Here is a 14784-nt window from a genome sequence, read left to right as displayed (position 1 = left end):
CTAATAATCATATTGATTTATTAATCATTAATGAAAACTTTTTTGATGCAGATAATATTCAAAACATTCTTCAAAAGAAAAAATTTCCTTATTTAAAAATTACCAAAACACCTTCAGAAAATGGAAATTCTATTGATGAGCATATCTTACACTTCCCTTTAGAAAAAACAGAATCGCTGCGCTCTTGGCTACAAAAAAACGTATTATCTTCTTTAAAGTATGCGGCTATTGGTTCTGGCCCAGCTTTATCAAATGAAATATCTATCATAGATGAACAATTTATAAGAAATTTGCATAGCCCAGAAAATACCAAATTACATTTATTTGATGATAAAGGCACCTTAGCCATTATTGATAATAGAACTCAAACTGCTTGGGTAGAACCTTCCCGTCAAAAAGCACATACCAATATGAGCTTTAACTTTGCTTTTGCTAAAACATCGGACTTTACTAAGGTTTCTCGTAAAAAAGGTTATTGCTTACAAGATTGGTTATGGAATTTAATTTGGTGTTCAACAGACTTTGAAAATTTAGCTTCAGCTGATGGTTACTTCAAAATCGATCATTGGCCACAACCTTATCAAAAAGAATATAGAAAAATTAGCTTGCAGCTCTCTGCCTGTTTTATACAGGGAGCAAAAGTCACTGAGGTTGCTAAACAACTCAACCAACCAATCGATGTTGTTTTACGTTTTATCACAGCTTGCTTAATGGCAAATAACGGTAAATACGTACCTGAAAATAAGTGTTCGTATGCCCCACAATCGCATTTAGAAAGCTCAAATACTGAAAGTCATTTTTTTAAGAATTTTATAGGAAAGATTAGACGCCGCTTTGGTCTTTAGGGAACGTTATGATTATACAGCAATATAAAATTGTCTTTGCGGGCAGTATGGGGGCTGGAAAGACAGAAGCAATTAAGTCGCTATCTGAAATTCCAATTTTAGGAACAGAGGCATTTAATACAGATGTACAAAGTCACCAAAAATCACAAACAACCGTTGGGATCGATTACGGCGAAATCACATTAGATGATGGTGTTAAAATTGGCTTATATGGAACACCTGGACAAAGCCGTTTTGATTTTATCTGGTCGGTCATTTGTGAAGGTGCAATCGGTATTATTCTTCTGTTAGATCATAATAGTCCTAGTCCAATTTCTGAGTTAGAAAACTACTTAGAAACCTTTAAAAATTATAATAATAATATTGCGATTGGTATTACACATATTGATGAAAATAAAGAATCTTCACTTCAACAGTATCGTAATTGGTTAACAGAAAATGAACTTCAATATCCATTATTTTTTATTGATGCAAGAGAACAAGAGCACATTTTAATGATTGTTGAATCATTAATTGCATCACTTGAAGTTAAGGTAGGCGCAACATCTCAAGGGAAAGATCATGCTTAGTATTCCAGTTCAAAAACGAACCGCTCCAACACAATTGCTACAACTTGCAAAAAGTGAAGCCCAAAAAATTCTGATGAATACACGTGGTGTAGACTTTGTGATGATTTGTTCTTCAGATGGGTTTGAATTGGCAACAGTAAGCCACAAGAACTACCATAACACCACTAAATTAGCAGCGGTGAGTAGCTCAATTTTGGCAATGGTCACTGCATTTTTAAAAGAAATTCAATTGACCGGCTGTAATAACATCACATTAGATGCAGATAATGGTAAGGCCATTTTAACGGCTATTCCAGCGATCCATCACCCGATGGTGATGGTTACCCTAAGTAATAGAGATGTACTTTTAGGGCAACTGCTTTATAGTCTAAAAAAAGCAAGCCAAGTGATTGCAGAGGCAGATGGAGAATAACCCTCACTGCTATAAAAAATACCGCCCTATTTAGAGCGGTATTTTTACTTAAGTTTGAATAGTAAAAAGCATTTGTCGTTTTTTTACTTGTTGACCTTGTTGCCCTAACACATCTTCAACTACACCATCCACATCAGATTTAATCTGCTGTTGGATTTTCATGGCTTCAAGAATCAATAATGTTTGGCCTTTCAACACTTGATCGCCTTTATTGACCAAGATATTCACTACAGCGCCATCCATCGGTGCACGAATTTTGCCATCGCCAGCTACATCAGCAGTTTCTGGGGCAGCATAAGTTATGTTGCGAATCGCAACATTGCCATTATCTCGATCTAAATAAAGCTGATCACCATCTAATACGTAGTGTACACGGCGACGTACACCATCAATTAAGTAAACTAGTTGCTCTGGTGTTCTCTCAAGCACTTCAATACAAACTGTTTGATCACAAAGCTGTGCCGTAAACGTGTTATTTACAGATGAAAGCTGCAATTGGATTTGCTGATTATAATATTTAAGCTTTAATGGTAATGGTACGCCAAGCCCAGTTTGCCACATCGCAGTACTTTTACTTTGGCTAAATAATGCCGCTGCAATCGCTAATGTTTCTAAAGATAAAACCTGCTTACGTAGACTACTGTCGTTTTGAAAATGCTGCTGAATAAATGCGGTATTGGTATCACCAGCAACAACAACAGGATGGCGTAATAAATTGACCAAGAACTGCTTATTACTGTTTACACCCAGCAAAACACAGTCATGTACGGCACGAGCAAGTAAGCGAATCGCATCCTCACGGGTTTTACCGTATGCGATTACCTTCGCCACCATTGGGTCATAGAAAGGGCTGACTTCATCAGTTGCTAACATGCCATGATCAATTCGCACATTTGGCAAAGTTGCAGGCTTCCAGCGTAAAACTTTTCCTGTTTGTGGCAAAAAGTCCTGACGTGGGTCTTCTGCATACAAACGCACTTCGATCGCATGTCCATTTAAGGTCAATTCCTGTTGCTTTAAAGGTAACTGCTCACCATTCGCCACACGTAACTGCCATTCAACTAAATCTAACCCTGTAATAAGCTCAGTGACCGGATGTTCTACCTGCAAACGGGTATTCATCTCCAAAAAGTAAAATGCACCCGATGCATCTAGCAAAAACTCAACTGTACCTGCCCCGACATAAACACATGCTTTTGCCGCTGCTACAGCTGCCTCACCCATTTTCTGACGCAGTTCAGGCGTCATCACCGGACATGGAGCTTCTTCAACAACCTTCTGATGACGGCGCTGGATTGAACAATCGCGCTCAAACAAATATACATAATTGCCGTGAGTATCGCCAAAAACCTGAATTTCGACATGGCGTGGAGCAATGACTGCTTTTTCTAAAATCAACTCCCCCGAACCAAAAGCATTTTCAGCTTCTGAACGTGCGGTTTGTAAAGCCTCAAACAACTCGGATGCTTGCTGTACCAAGCGCATGCCACGACCGCCACCACCCGCAGAAGCTTTGACCATAATTGGAAAGCCAATCTGTTCTGCTTGAGTTGCTAAATATTCGAGATCTTGTCGGTCACCTTCATAGCCCGGCACACAAGGGACGTCCGCCTCAATCATGGCGATTTTTGAAAGGCGTTTACTGCCCATTAACTCAATTGCAGAAGCGGTAGGCCCAATAAATGTAATCTGGTTGTCGATACATGCCTGAGCAAAATCAGTATTTTCTGACAAAAAACCATAGCCAGGGTGAACCGCATTTGCCCCAGTTTTTTTGCATGCATCTATTATCTTGGTAATAGAAAGATAAGACTCTGATATTTTTGAAGCACCAATATAGACAGCTTCATCAGCCTCTTGCACATGGCGAGCGTTACGGTCAGCATCAGAATAAACTGCGACAGTTTGATAGCCCATTGCCTTAGCAGTTTTCATGACTCGAACTGCAATTTCACCACGGTTGGCAACCAGTACTTTTGAAAATTTCATTATTTTTATCCTTATCTCTTATGATTCATCGGCCCAATTCGGCAAACGTTTCTGGATAAAAGCCATCGTTCCCTCTTGTCCTTCAGCCCCACCAATTGCTTGAGCAAACTGCTGTGCAGCATCATCTAGTAAATCACTCAAAGACTCATTGAGTGTTCGATGTAACAATGCTTTAGTCATACGTGAAGCTTGGGGAGCTGCTCGTCTAATGTGTTGAATGGTTTCCTCTAGAGCTTGCTCTAGTTCGATTTCATTATGCGCAATTTGATGAACCACTCCGACACTTAGTGCTGTATGCCCTTCAAAACGCATGCCGAGTAAAGCAAGTCGGCGCGTCTGAGTCAGACCAATACGTTTCACCACAAAAGGAGCAATTTGTGCAGGAATCACACCAAGCCCTGTTTCAGGTAAACCAAACTGGGCATTGTCACGGCTAATGGCAACATCTGAAACACATGCCAAACCAAAACCACCACCTAAAACAGCGCCTTCTAAAATCACCACAACAGTCTGTGGTGCGACTTCGACTTGCTCAAGCATGGCACCAAAACGGCGGTTAAAGTCAGTATAAGGTTGTAGACTACCAATGTTAGTTGCTTCAACGCGTAAAGCAGCCATGTCCTTAATATCACCACCTGCGCAGAAAGTCCCACCTTCACCACGAAAGATGACTGCACGAATTGAAAGATCATCACGAATGGCAGTAAAAACTTGTTGAATCGCATTGACCATATTCAAGTTCATGGCATTACGGCTCTCTGGTCGGTTTAACCAAAGATATAAAACACTGCCGTCTTGTTCTAATTGAATACTGTCATCAATATCTAAAGCTTGAAGCGATGCTGAAAGTGTCATGGTTGATTCCTTATTTTTGTTTTTTTGGCAAGATATCCATCAACTTACAGATAATCCCCAACATAATCTCATCTGCGCCACCGCCAATAGAGCCTAAACGACCATCACGATATAGCTGGGATGCAGGGTTATCCCACATAAAGCCATTGCCACCCCAATATTGTAGACAGCTATCGGCAACTTCACGGCTTAAACGGCCTGCTTTGAGCTTTGCCATAGATGCCAGCTTAGTCACATCTTCACCCGCAATATGCTGTTCACACGCTTGGTAGGTTAAGGCTTTAAGCGCTTCTACTTCAGTCATGAGTTCGGCAAAACGAAAATGGATATATTGGTTATTAATGAGTGGTTGACCAAATGTCGTACGCTCTTTGGTATAGGCGATAGTCTTTTGAATTAAATTTTCCAAACCACCAATCGCATTAGCACAAGCCCATAAACGCTCTTCCTGAAATTGCATCATCTGCATCATGAAGCCCATACCTTCAACGCCAACCAAGTTACGCTGAGGTACACGTACATTGTCTAAATAAACCTGCGCTGTGGTCGTTGAACGCATCCCTAATTTATTTAACGGCTCTGAAAAACTAATCCCTTTAGTTTTGGCTGGCACAATAATCATCGACTTATTAACGTGTGGTTTATCATCAGACGTATTGGCTAAAAGACAAAAGAAGTCGGCCTGCAATGAGTTTGTAATCCACATTTTGCTGCCGTTAATGACATAGTCATCGCCATCTTTTTTTGCTGTGGTTTTAATAGCAGCAACATCGGAACCAGCATGAACTTCCGATACCGCAATTGAGGCAACATATTCTCCAGCAATCGCTGGTGTTAAAAACTCATCACGTAATTCTTTACTACCAAAACGTGCCAAAGCAGGTGTTGCCATGTCGGTTTGTACACCAATAGCTAAAGGCACCCCGCCACAAGCCGCATAGCCAATTTCTTCTGCAACCACGAGGTTATACGAATAATCTAACGCTAAACCGCCATTTTCTTCTGGCTTGCAAATTCCTAATAAACCAAGATCACCCATCTTCTTAAATACTTCATGGATTGGGAAACGTCCCGTGGCCTCCCATTCTGGAATATGTGGATTCAGCTCATTTTGAACAAATTGACGAGCTGTACGGCGCAATGCTTCATGTTCAGCAGTAAATTTCATTGTGTTATTCCTATTAATTTTTTTAATTGCGGTAAAGGTTGATTAAAAACGGGACACACCAAAACGAGTTGAATTTAGCTCTCGTTGCTGTGCTTCATAAATGGTTTGTAAAAGGAAAATTAATAATTTTCGGGTATCTCGGGGATCAATAATGCCATCGTCATGTAGCATGGCCGTATTGAAAAGCGCGGTAGATTGTTGTTCCAATTTCATGGCCGTGCTTTGCTCAAGAAAATCGAGCATTTGCGGATTCGGTTCCTGACCGGAAGCTTTTTGTTTTCCTTCAGCCACAATGCGTAGCACTTTTCCGGCTTGAGCAGCACCCATTACGGCAACATGCGAATTTGGCCAAGCAAAAATAAAGTCTGGTGATAGGCTTCGACCACACATCGCGTAGTTGCCAGCACCATACGACCCTGCCACAACAATCGAAATTTTAGGTACAGAACAATTCGCAACAGCTTGAATCAGTTTTGAGCCGTGCTTAATAATGCCATTTTGCTCTGCATCAGTTCCCACCATAAAACCTGTGGTGTTGTGCAAGAACAATAATGGACGTTTGGTCTGTTCACACAGGTGTATAAACTGAGCTGTTTTCGCTGCTCCTTGAGGGGTAATCGGACCATTATTGGTAATAATACCGATATGCAAACCTCCAATTTTTGCCCAGCCACATACTGTTAAATCATCATATTCCTGTTTAAATTCTAGAAAATCTGAATCATCAATAATGCGCGCAACCACTTCTTTCATGTTAAAGGGTTGTTTAGGGTCATTTGGAATCACACCCAACAGTTCATTAGCATCGTAACGAGGTTCCTTATAAGTCATTTCAACTGGTTTGATTTGCTCTTTCCAGTTCAGATGTTCAAAAATTTCACGTGCAAGTCGAATACCATCAGCGTCATTTTCTGCCAAATATTCTGCTGTTCCGGCAACCTGCGAATGCATTTCTGCTCCGCCCAACTCTTCAGCTGTTGCTACTTCACCAGTCGCAGCTAAAAGTAAAGGTGGACCTGCAAGAAGCATTTCGGTTTGTTTGCGTACAGCAATGACATAATCGGAAAGACCGGGTTGATAAGCCCCTCCTGCCGTTGCATTACCATGAACAACTGCAAGCTGTGGAATACCTGCCGCTGAAAGACGTGCCTGATTGGCAAAAGTCATACCGCCATAGGTAAATACTTCAGCCGCATAATTTAAGTTAGCGCCGCCACTTTCGGTTAGCGTAATCAGTGGGAGTTTTTGTTCTAAGGCAATTTTTTGTAGGCGCAAGGTTTTCTGCACACCCATCGGTGACATGGTTCCACCTTTGATCGCACTATTACTTGCAGAGACTAGACAACGCACACCACTGACAAAACCAAGGCCAGCAATTACCCCCCCTCCAGCTTCTGAACCATCTTTATCATCATGCATGTTGTAGCCAACCAAACCACAAAGCTCAACGAAAGGTGAATCAGCATCGAGTAACAACCGTACACGCTCATGCGGCAGAATCTTGCCCTTTTTATCGAATTTCGGTTTGGCAGCATACGATTTATCAATACTTTTTTGTTGAATAGCACGGACTTCACTCAGTTGAGTAAGCAATGCCTCTTTATTCTTTTGATAATGTTCACTACCAACAGCAATTTCGGATTGGAGAATAGTCACTGTTACTCCTCCTCAGCCTCAGTCTTTTTCTGAAAAATTTCAGGAATAAACGCGCGATGGAAACCATTATAAGACTGACTATTTGTCGCATCAGCTAGTGGGTACATGCGTGTCCCTTGCGATGCAGCGCCATCAATACGCAAAGTTACACCTGACACAAAAGCCGCAGCATCTGACAGTAAATAACAAATCGCCGATGAAACTTCTGATTCAGTTCCCATACGTTTTAGCGGTACATTGCCAGCAAGACTTGGAATAATCACTTTGGCAAAATCACCGCTATAATTATCCATACCGGATGACACAATCCACCCCGGTGCAACCGCATTTACACGAACGCCAGATTTGCCCCACTCAACCGATGCTGTTTTAGTTAAGTTATCAACCCCTGAACGCGCAGCACCAGAATGTCCCATTCCCGGCATACCACCCCACATATCAGCAGTCATATTGACAATACTGCCACCATGTTTAGCCATCCATTGGTTATAAGCTTCACGCATTAAATAGAAAGTTGCATGCAAGTTATTACGCACCACTGCATCGAAACCATTCGCTGAAATATTCTCTAAAGCTAAGGGGAACTGGCCGCCAGCATTATTTACCAAGCCATCTAATTTGCCGAATTTCTCAATCACTTCGGCAATCATATTTTTCACTTGTTCTTCTTCACGGTTATCACAAACAATGAAATGAACTAAGCCCCCATCTTCTATAATTTCTTGGCTTACTTTCTCTAATTTTTCAATTTTGCGTCCTGTAATCACGACTTGAGCGCCGAGGGCTGCAAGCTCATGTGCAGTACAACGACCAATTCCTGAGCCGCCACCTGTCACAATGACTACTTTATTAGCAAAAGCATCTGGTCTAAAAATTGATTGATAACTCATCTTTGTTTCATCCATTCATTTTATTTTTCTAAAAGATTTGCCGGAACTTTTACAGGCATATCCAATAATTGCTGTGCAAATGCTTTACCTTGCGGATCGATATGTAAGCTTGCAACACCACCGCCACCCAAGGCATTTTCCAACATAAAATTCAGTGCATTCAAACCCGGTAACTCATAACGGATTACTCGCCCTTTCTCAGCATCCAAAACATGCTGCATATAGCTTGCAACAGTCTCTTCCGTCAGTGCTGCACGGATCCATGGCAAATAGTCTGCTTTACGCGCAATCACACCGATATTGCTATGATTGCCTTTATCACCACTGCGGGCCTGCGCAATTTCAATCAAAGGAACTTCAATTTCATTCCCTTGATAAACTGCACTTTCACCCGCTGCTAAAGTATTGAATTGCTCTGTAGAAATGCCCCGAGGAATCTCAACCTGATAACGGTTCCCATCAAAATCGATTTCTACATTAATTTGATTTTTATTAATTAAAAATGAAAATAATTTAATCACTGGAGATGCTTTTGGACGTCCACCAACAATACCTGCCAAGGCTGGAGCCATACCTGTTGAAGCCTGTGCAATTTCAGATGCAAAGAACATACATGCTTCTTTAAACATGTGTTTTACAGCGATTTTAACTACCACTTCACGACTATTTAATGTTTGGGCATGGCCGCCATAGGTACTTTCAATACCTAAAATTTCAACAGACTTTTCACTAAATGGCGGCACCGAACGCATTGCTAAAACACGCTCACATTTCGCCAAAATCGCATCGGCAATGACTTGTGCTTTTTGTGGTGCCTCACGTCCTGCAATTAAAAAACTGACTAAAACCCGATAACCATCTGGATAAGTCGCACTGACTTTATATTGTTTAGTCGGTGCTTGTCCTTTTGCACCCGTCACACGAACTCGGTGCTCCCCGACTTGCTCTAAATGTACGTGGCTGAAATCAGCAATGACATCGGGTAATAAATATGCTTGAGGATTGCCAATTTCATAAACAATTTGTTCAGCAACCGTTGCAATAGATACCAGACCACCGGTACCTTGTGGTTTGGTCACAACGAATGAACCATCTTCACTTACTTCAACCACTGGGAACCCCATGTTGTCGAAGCCCTGTACTAGGCGCCAATCGGTAAAATTACCACCTGTACATTGTGCACCACATTCAATCACATGACCTGCCAGTGAGCCTTGTGCCAACTTATCGTAGTCATCTAAAGACCATTGATATTCATGAAGTAAAGGGGCAAGCACCACAGCAGAGTCAACCACACGACCAGTAATCACAATATCTGCGCCTAAGTCTAAGGCATCGCGAATAGCCACTGCCCCTAAATAAGCATTACTACTCGCCACCTGTTCTGGCAAAGCTTCTCCGCTAAACATTTCTTGAATATTCTGTGATTTTAACTGCTCATGTTTTGGCAAAAGATCATCACCTAACACCACAGCCACTTTCAGATCTAGACCATACTCTTTAATAATTTTTTGCAAGGCATCTCGACACGCCAATGGATTAACACCACCAGCATTACTAATTACCTTAATCTTTTTCTCTGCAATTTTTTTTAGTAAGGGTGCCATGACTCGGCTGACAAAATCTAAAGCGTAACCATGTTTTGGTTCCACCATCTTCGCTTTTGCCATAATAGACATGGTGATCTCTGACAAATAATCAAAAACCAAATAATTAATATCGGTTAGATGTACTAATTGGAAAGCGGCAGTATTGGTATCCCCCCAAAACCCAGAGGCACAACCTATTTTCACGACACGCTCATCATCCTGTTGATTACTTGCCATTTTATTTCTCATTATTTTGTTTAAAAATCACACTCAACATTACCAAGCAAGCGCTTGGTTTGTAAAGAGCAAAATGTTATTGTGAAATTGACCAAAACTGCCAAACTTGACAGCTCAGCTAAAACATGACGAGATTTGGCAAACTTTTCTGTTAAGTATTTTTTATATAAAGGATCCGGCTTTCGCATGATTGCTACTTCAATTGAACAGATTCCAAATATCTCTTGTTTTGACGATAGCCCACGTGGTCGTTTATTACGGGGAGCTGCTTACCTATTTCATAAACAAGGCTATGATAAAACCACCGTACGCGAACTTGCTCAATTTATTGGAATCCAGTCGGGAAGTTTATTCCACCACTTTAAAAGTAAAGATGACATCCTCGCTCACGTGATGGAGGAAACCATTATTTACAATCTTGCTCGTTTACAAGATGCGGCAGCTCAATCTACCAATCCAGAACAACAACTCCGTGCTCTTATTAAATCTGAACTCATTTCAATTACTGGAGATACAGGTGCAGCCATGGCTGTTTTGGTTTATGAGTGGTTTGCCCTATCAAAAGAAAAACAAGATTATCTTTTAAAAATGCGTAATGAATATGAGCAAATCTGGTTGGATGTTATTGAAAAATTATGTACTCAAGGCAAAATAAAGCATGATGCCTTTATTTGGCGAAGATTAGTTGGTGGTGCAATTTCGTGGACCGTAACTTGGTATAAAGCTGAGGGTAAAGTCAAAATTGATGAGTTAACTGAAATGGTTTGGGAGATGGCTTTGAAATGAGTTCTGTAATATCTTAGAATTTGAGGAAAAATATGGAAAGAACATGAATGTTGGGCAATTTTAAATGAAGAATGGATAGAATTTTTGCCCCTTAAAACGTAAATCATATATTATCTATTTAAAAGAATTACCAATAGATTAGTTATATTAAATATTAGGTTCATATTAGATGCTCGATATTGAAACATTAACTGCGATCGTCGGTGCTATTACTGGAATAGCTGGATCAATAATGGGCTATATTAGTTTACAACGTCTTTCGAAAATTAAATCTTTGGATCTAAGACTTGAATTAAAAAAAGCTGAAACTCAATTAATTTTAACTGTGAATGACTTACCAGAGTTATTAACAAAAGCAAAAAGATCACGTGAAGCAATATCATCAGCAACTGGACAACTGCGTTCGGGGGGATTAAAAAAGTGGATTCAAGAATGGGAGACAGACTATATCTCAGCAAAACAAATGATATTAATTCTTCCGAATAGAGATTCCGACTATATCTCCAACTCTCAACGAGATCTAGAAACAAAGTTAATACTTATTCATCAACAATCTGTTAAAGCAAATGCGTTAAAAGAAAAATATGAAATTGAATTAAAACGGGATGAAAAACAACGAGATAGAATTTATGCTGAACGTAATAGTAGAAATCAAAAGAATTAGAATAAACACATCAAAACTTGAAAAGTGTGTTTATTCTATCCCCTGCCGTTCGTGAAGAAAATAAATTAATAACCTAACTGCTTACTAATCAAATCTTTCATAATTTCCTCAGCACCACCACCAATCATATTGACCTTAACCTCACGGTAAATACGTTCAGATTTAGTTCCACGCATAAAGCCCATACCTCCCAATGTTTGTACAGCCGCATCAGCACAAAATTGCATAGTGCGAGTCGCAACATTTTTAAGCATTGAAATTTGTGCCACCAATTCCGGCCCCTGTAAATTCGGCTGAGTCATTTTCCATGCAGTTTCTTCAAGCAATGCCCGTGTTGAGGTCAATTGTGTTGCCATATCTACCAATTTATGGCGAATCACTTGATGGTCTATTAATCTCTTACCAAAAGTTTTCCGTTGCTGTGCCCAGTCTAAAGCTTCTTCATAACAGACTAATGCATACCCATAAGCGACTACTCCCAAGAAGAACCGCTCCATATTAAAGTTATTCATAATAACTTTAAAACCAGCGTTTTCTTTGCCGAGCAGATTTGATATAGGTATTCGTACTTGATCAAAATGCAAATGCGCCGTATCAGAAGCCCACCATCCCATTTTCTTTAAAGGTGTTTTAGTAATTCCTTCACTGTGCGCATCAACGAGCAACATTGAAATACCTTCAGCTCCTGTTTTAGTTGGGTCTGTACGCACTGCAATTGTATAGTAATCTGCACGAATTCCCGATGTGATAAACGTCTTCTCACCCGAGACAATATAGTAATCACCATCACGAACAGCTTTAGTCTGTAATGCAGCGACATCCGAGCCACCACCAGGTTCTGTAATAGCTAAAGCAGAAATTTTTTCACCGGAAATAATACCTGGTAGGACTCTAGCCTTTAACTCCTTACTTCCAAAGTGCTGAATGGGAGGGGCGCCAATTGTGTGTACCATGAGTGAGGTATGTACTCCCCCAGAACCCGCCTTTGCCATTTCAATACCAGCCAGCAATAAATAAAATGGATCTGCATCAGGAATACCACCATATTCTTCTGAAAAACCTAGCCCCAATAGACCAATTTCAGCAGCCTTTCTATAAAGCTCTCTAGGAAATGTCTCAGCCTCATCCCACTCATTAACAAAAGGTGCCATTTCTTTTTGTACAAATCGGCGAACATTGTCAGCAAAAGCAATGTGTTGTTCATTATAGTAAATTGGGTTGAGTTGCATGTTTAGAAATGTCCTGATGTTTTATTTAATTCCTAAACATATCTTGTCATGTTTACAGTCAATCAAAAGTTGCAAGAACCTCCATTTTCTTGGCATAAAACATCAAACAGAATTATTTTTATTTATGTACAACGCCTATACTCTTAAGCAGCAACGAAAACCACGAACAGCATAATAAGACTGTGCTCCATTATGATAAATGAATACCCGACCATAACGTCGGTCAGCAAAAATAGCTCCATCTAACCGTCGAATCTCATCTGGGGTTTTGAGCCAACTTGATGTTTTAAGATCAAATTCTCCTAACTTTTGTAATTCATGGTATTGCTCTTCTGTGAGAAGCTCAGCTCCCATTTCTTTAGCCACATCGATTGCACTATTTTTTGGAGGATGATCTTTTCTAGCCTCCAAAGCCTCTCGGTCATAACAAAGGCTTCTACGGCCTTTTGGACTCTCAGGAGAGCAATCGACAAATAAATATTCATCCTTCTGTTGATCATAAGAGACAACGTCAGGCTCTCCTCCAGTGTTTTCCATTTCTTGCAATGACCACAATTTTTCAGGCGATTCTAATAATTTAGCTCGCACATTTGTCCAATCGATTTCTTTATGACGATGTGTGTTCTTTTCAAATCTCTTCTTTAATAGTTCAAGTAGTGAATTTAATTGTGTTTGAGTTAATTGTTTTTTAGTTATCATTGAATAAATCCTTATAATTATTAAACTGAACGTCCATCAAAATAATTTATTTTTATTTTATCTAAGCCAATGTCATCTATACATCGAACATTAATCGCAAAAATAGAATTACCTTGAGGATCTATACCTTGAGCATAGGAATGAATACCGCAATTTTTACAGAAATGATGATTAATGACATGCTTGTTAAAAGTGTAATTCGCTAAAATATCAGGAGAATCTAAAGTAACTGTAACTTGATTAGTGGGTAGGAACCAAAGTAAAGACCCTTTCTTTTGGCAGATCGAGCAATTACAAGATAAGGCTTCTGTTAACTCACCTTCTGCGACAAACTTTACCTGACCACAATGACAACTTCCTTGATATTTCATATCTTTTTCCTTCTTTCTAATTTTTTAAGTTTTTATAATATTCTTTTGATAGATCAATTTTCAATCTTCGTATAGATTTTGAGATTTTTTTACCTTTACACAATCTACTTAATTAAAACTCTAGTAGATTATCTAAACACTCCAAAGGTGAAATAGAAATATTCTTTCATCCTACTTTATTTATTATTAGAAATTACCACCTCAATTCGGCTTAAGATTTGCGGCCAACCTTTTCCCATACCAATAAAAGCCTGTTGGCCAAAAGAAGAATCCATATTAAAACCCGAATGGTTAAGCTGTAAAAGTGTGCCATTTTCTTGAGGAATTAATTGCCATCTTAGGGTTGTATCAAGTACACCGATTGCAAAGTCATATTCAAATAAAATTTCCTTATCAACTGCCTTAACCAGACAATGTTGTATTCCGAAATTCCCCATATCTAAAGTAAATTGATGACCGATTTTAGGCTGAATGTCCCCTTTAGCCCACCATTGCTGGACAAGTTCAGGCGTGGTCAATGCTTCCCAAACTTTTTGAGGAGATTGATTGATAAACTGTGAAACCTCAATGGACTTTAACATTTTTTATTTTAGACTCGTCTATAATTCATTTGGTTTTTATTATGCTGCAAAATAATTAGCAATATAAAGGATTATGTAAAATCATATCTCCCCTATTTTTTCCCCCACGCATAAAGCAACACCCCGGTTTCTTTCGAGACCGGGGTGTTTGGAATAATGAGCTGGCGATGACTTACTCTCACATGGGTAACCCCACACTACCATCAGCGCTAAGAGGTTTCACTTCTGAGTTCGGGAAGGGATC

Annotated in this window: 15 protein-coding genes and 1 rRNA gene; 5 read left to right on the top strand and 11 right to left on the bottom strand. The window is 39.8% G+C overall.

All coding sequences use genetic code 11. The features are described 5' to 3' along the window. From ACH8JV_RS18580 to ACH8JV_RS18570, 3 genes are all read left to right on the top strand, one after another. Positions 1 to 845: hypothetical protein (locus ACH8JV_RS18580; protein WP_396523047.1), on the top strand; the 845-nt coding region annotated here is incomplete at its 5' end. A gap of 8 nt (positions 846 to 853) precedes the next feature. Continuing rightward, positions 854 to 1414 (top strand): GTP-binding protein, encoded by a 561-nt coding sequence (locus ACH8JV_RS18575; RefSeq protein ID WP_396523045.1) that lies wholly within the window; start codon positions 854 to 856, stop codon positions 1412 to 1414. Further along, positions 1407 to 1826, top strand: a complete 420-nt coding sequence (locus ACH8JV_RS18570) for a roadblock/LC7 domain-containing protein (protein WP_019456609.1) — start codon at positions 1407 to 1409, stop codon at positions 1824 to 1826. Before ACH8JV_RS18575 ends, ACH8JV_RS18570 begins: the two co-directional genes overlap by 8 nt. Before the next feature lie 48 nt (positions 1827 to 1874). On the opposite strand, the gene ACH8JV_RS18565 is transcribed toward ACH8JV_RS18570, so the two are convergent. The 6 genes from ACH8JV_RS18565 to ACH8JV_RS18540 are packed head-to-tail and all read right to left on the bottom strand — an operon-like array spanning position 1875 to position 10210. After that, positions 1875 to 3815 carry an acetyl/propionyl/methylcrotonyl-CoA carboxylase subunit alpha gene (locus tag ACH8JV_RS18565; protein ID WP_396523043.1) on the bottom strand — a complete coding sequence of 647 codons (1941 nt, stop codon included), beginning with the start codon at positions 3813 to 3815 and terminating at the stop codon, positions 1875 to 1877. An 18-nt stretch (positions 3816 to 3833) separates the two neighbouring features. Then, entirely contained in the window at positions 3834 to 4670 is an 837-nt protein-coding gene (locus ACH8JV_RS18560) for an enoyl-CoA hydratase/isomerase family protein (protein WP_396523041.1), read from the bottom strand. Between the two features lie 10 nt (positions 4671 to 4680). Then, the gene (locus tag ACH8JV_RS18555) at positions 4681 to 5838 is read right to left on the bottom strand and encodes an acyl-CoA dehydrogenase family protein (RefSeq protein ID WP_396523039.1); all 1158 of its coding nucleotides are present in this window, start codon (positions 5836 to 5838) and stop codon (positions 4681 to 4683) included. A 42-nt stretch (positions 5839 to 5880) separates the two neighbouring features. Then, entirely contained in the window at positions 5881 to 7494 is a 1614-nt protein-coding gene (locus ACH8JV_RS18550; RefSeq protein ID WP_396523037.1) for an acyl-CoA carboxylase subunit beta, read from the bottom strand. A gap of 2 nt (positions 7495 to 7496) precedes the next feature. Continuing rightward, a complete protein-coding gene (locus ACH8JV_RS18545) occupies positions 7497 to 8384 on the bottom strand; it encodes an SDR family oxidoreductase (protein ID WP_396523035.1) in 888 nt (295 codons plus the stop codon). A gap of 20 nt (positions 8385 to 8404) precedes the next feature. Continuing rightward, entirely contained in the window at positions 8405 to 10210 is a 1806-nt protein-coding gene (locus tag ACH8JV_RS18540; protein WP_396523033.1) for an acyclic terpene utilization AtuA family protein, read from the bottom strand. Positions 10211 to 10396: 186 nt separating this feature from the next. Between ACH8JV_RS18540 and ACH8JV_RS18535 the strand changes: the two genes are divergently transcribed. Beyond that, positions 10397 to 10996 (top strand): TetR/AcrR family transcriptional regulator, encoded by a 600-nt coding sequence (locus ACH8JV_RS18535; RefSeq protein ID WP_396523031.1) that lies wholly within the window; start codon positions 10397 to 10399, stop codon positions 10994 to 10996. Between the two features lie 169 nt (positions 10997 to 11165). Further along, positions 11166 to 11660: a hypothetical protein gene (locus ACH8JV_RS18530; protein WP_311069255.1), complete on the top strand. Its 495-nt coding sequence runs from the start codon at positions 11166 to 11168 to the stop codon at positions 11658 to 11660. 65 nt (positions 11661 to 11725) lie between these two features. Here ACH8JV_RS18530 and ACH8JV_RS18525 read toward each other — a convergent pair whose 3' ends face one another. The 5 genes from ACH8JV_RS18525 to rrf form a co-directional block, all read right to left on the bottom strand. Beyond that, positions 11726 to 12889 carry an acyl-CoA dehydrogenase family protein gene (locus ACH8JV_RS18525; RefSeq protein WP_396523029.1) on the bottom strand — a complete coding sequence of 388 codons (1164 nt, stop codon included), beginning with the start codon at positions 12887 to 12889 and terminating at the stop codon, positions 11726 to 11728. 135 nt (positions 12890 to 13024) lie between these two features. Next, a complete protein-coding gene (locus ACH8JV_RS18520) occupies positions 13025 to 13588 on the bottom strand; it encodes a DUF4256 domain-containing protein (RefSeq protein ID WP_396523027.1) in 564 nt (187 codons plus the stop codon). 20 nt (positions 13589 to 13608) lie between these two features. Next, on the bottom strand, positions 13609 to 13959 hold the full coding sequence (locus ACH8JV_RS18515) for a GFA family protein (RefSeq protein ID WP_396523025.1): 351 nt from the start codon (positions 13957 to 13959) through the stop codon (positions 13609 to 13611). Positions 13960 to 14135: 176 nt separating this feature from the next. After that, entirely contained in the window at positions 14136 to 14540 is a 405-nt protein-coding gene (locus ACH8JV_RS18510) for an SRPBCC domain-containing protein (RefSeq protein ID WP_396523023.1), read from the bottom strand. A gap of 159 nt (positions 14541 to 14699) precedes the next feature. Continuing rightward, a 5S ribosomal RNA gene (gene rrf, locus ACH8JV_RS18505) occupies positions 14700 to 14784 on the bottom strand; the annotation flags it as partial.

Origin of the sequence: Acinetobacter sp. ABJ_C5_2, assembly GCF_044538485.1 — a bacterium.
GTDB lineage: Bacteria > Pseudomonadota > Gammaproteobacteria > Pseudomonadales > Moraxellaceae > Acinetobacter > Acinetobacter nosocomialis_A.
Note: the sequence above shows the minus strand (reverse complement) of the source record. Positions and strands in the feature narration are given on the sequence as shown.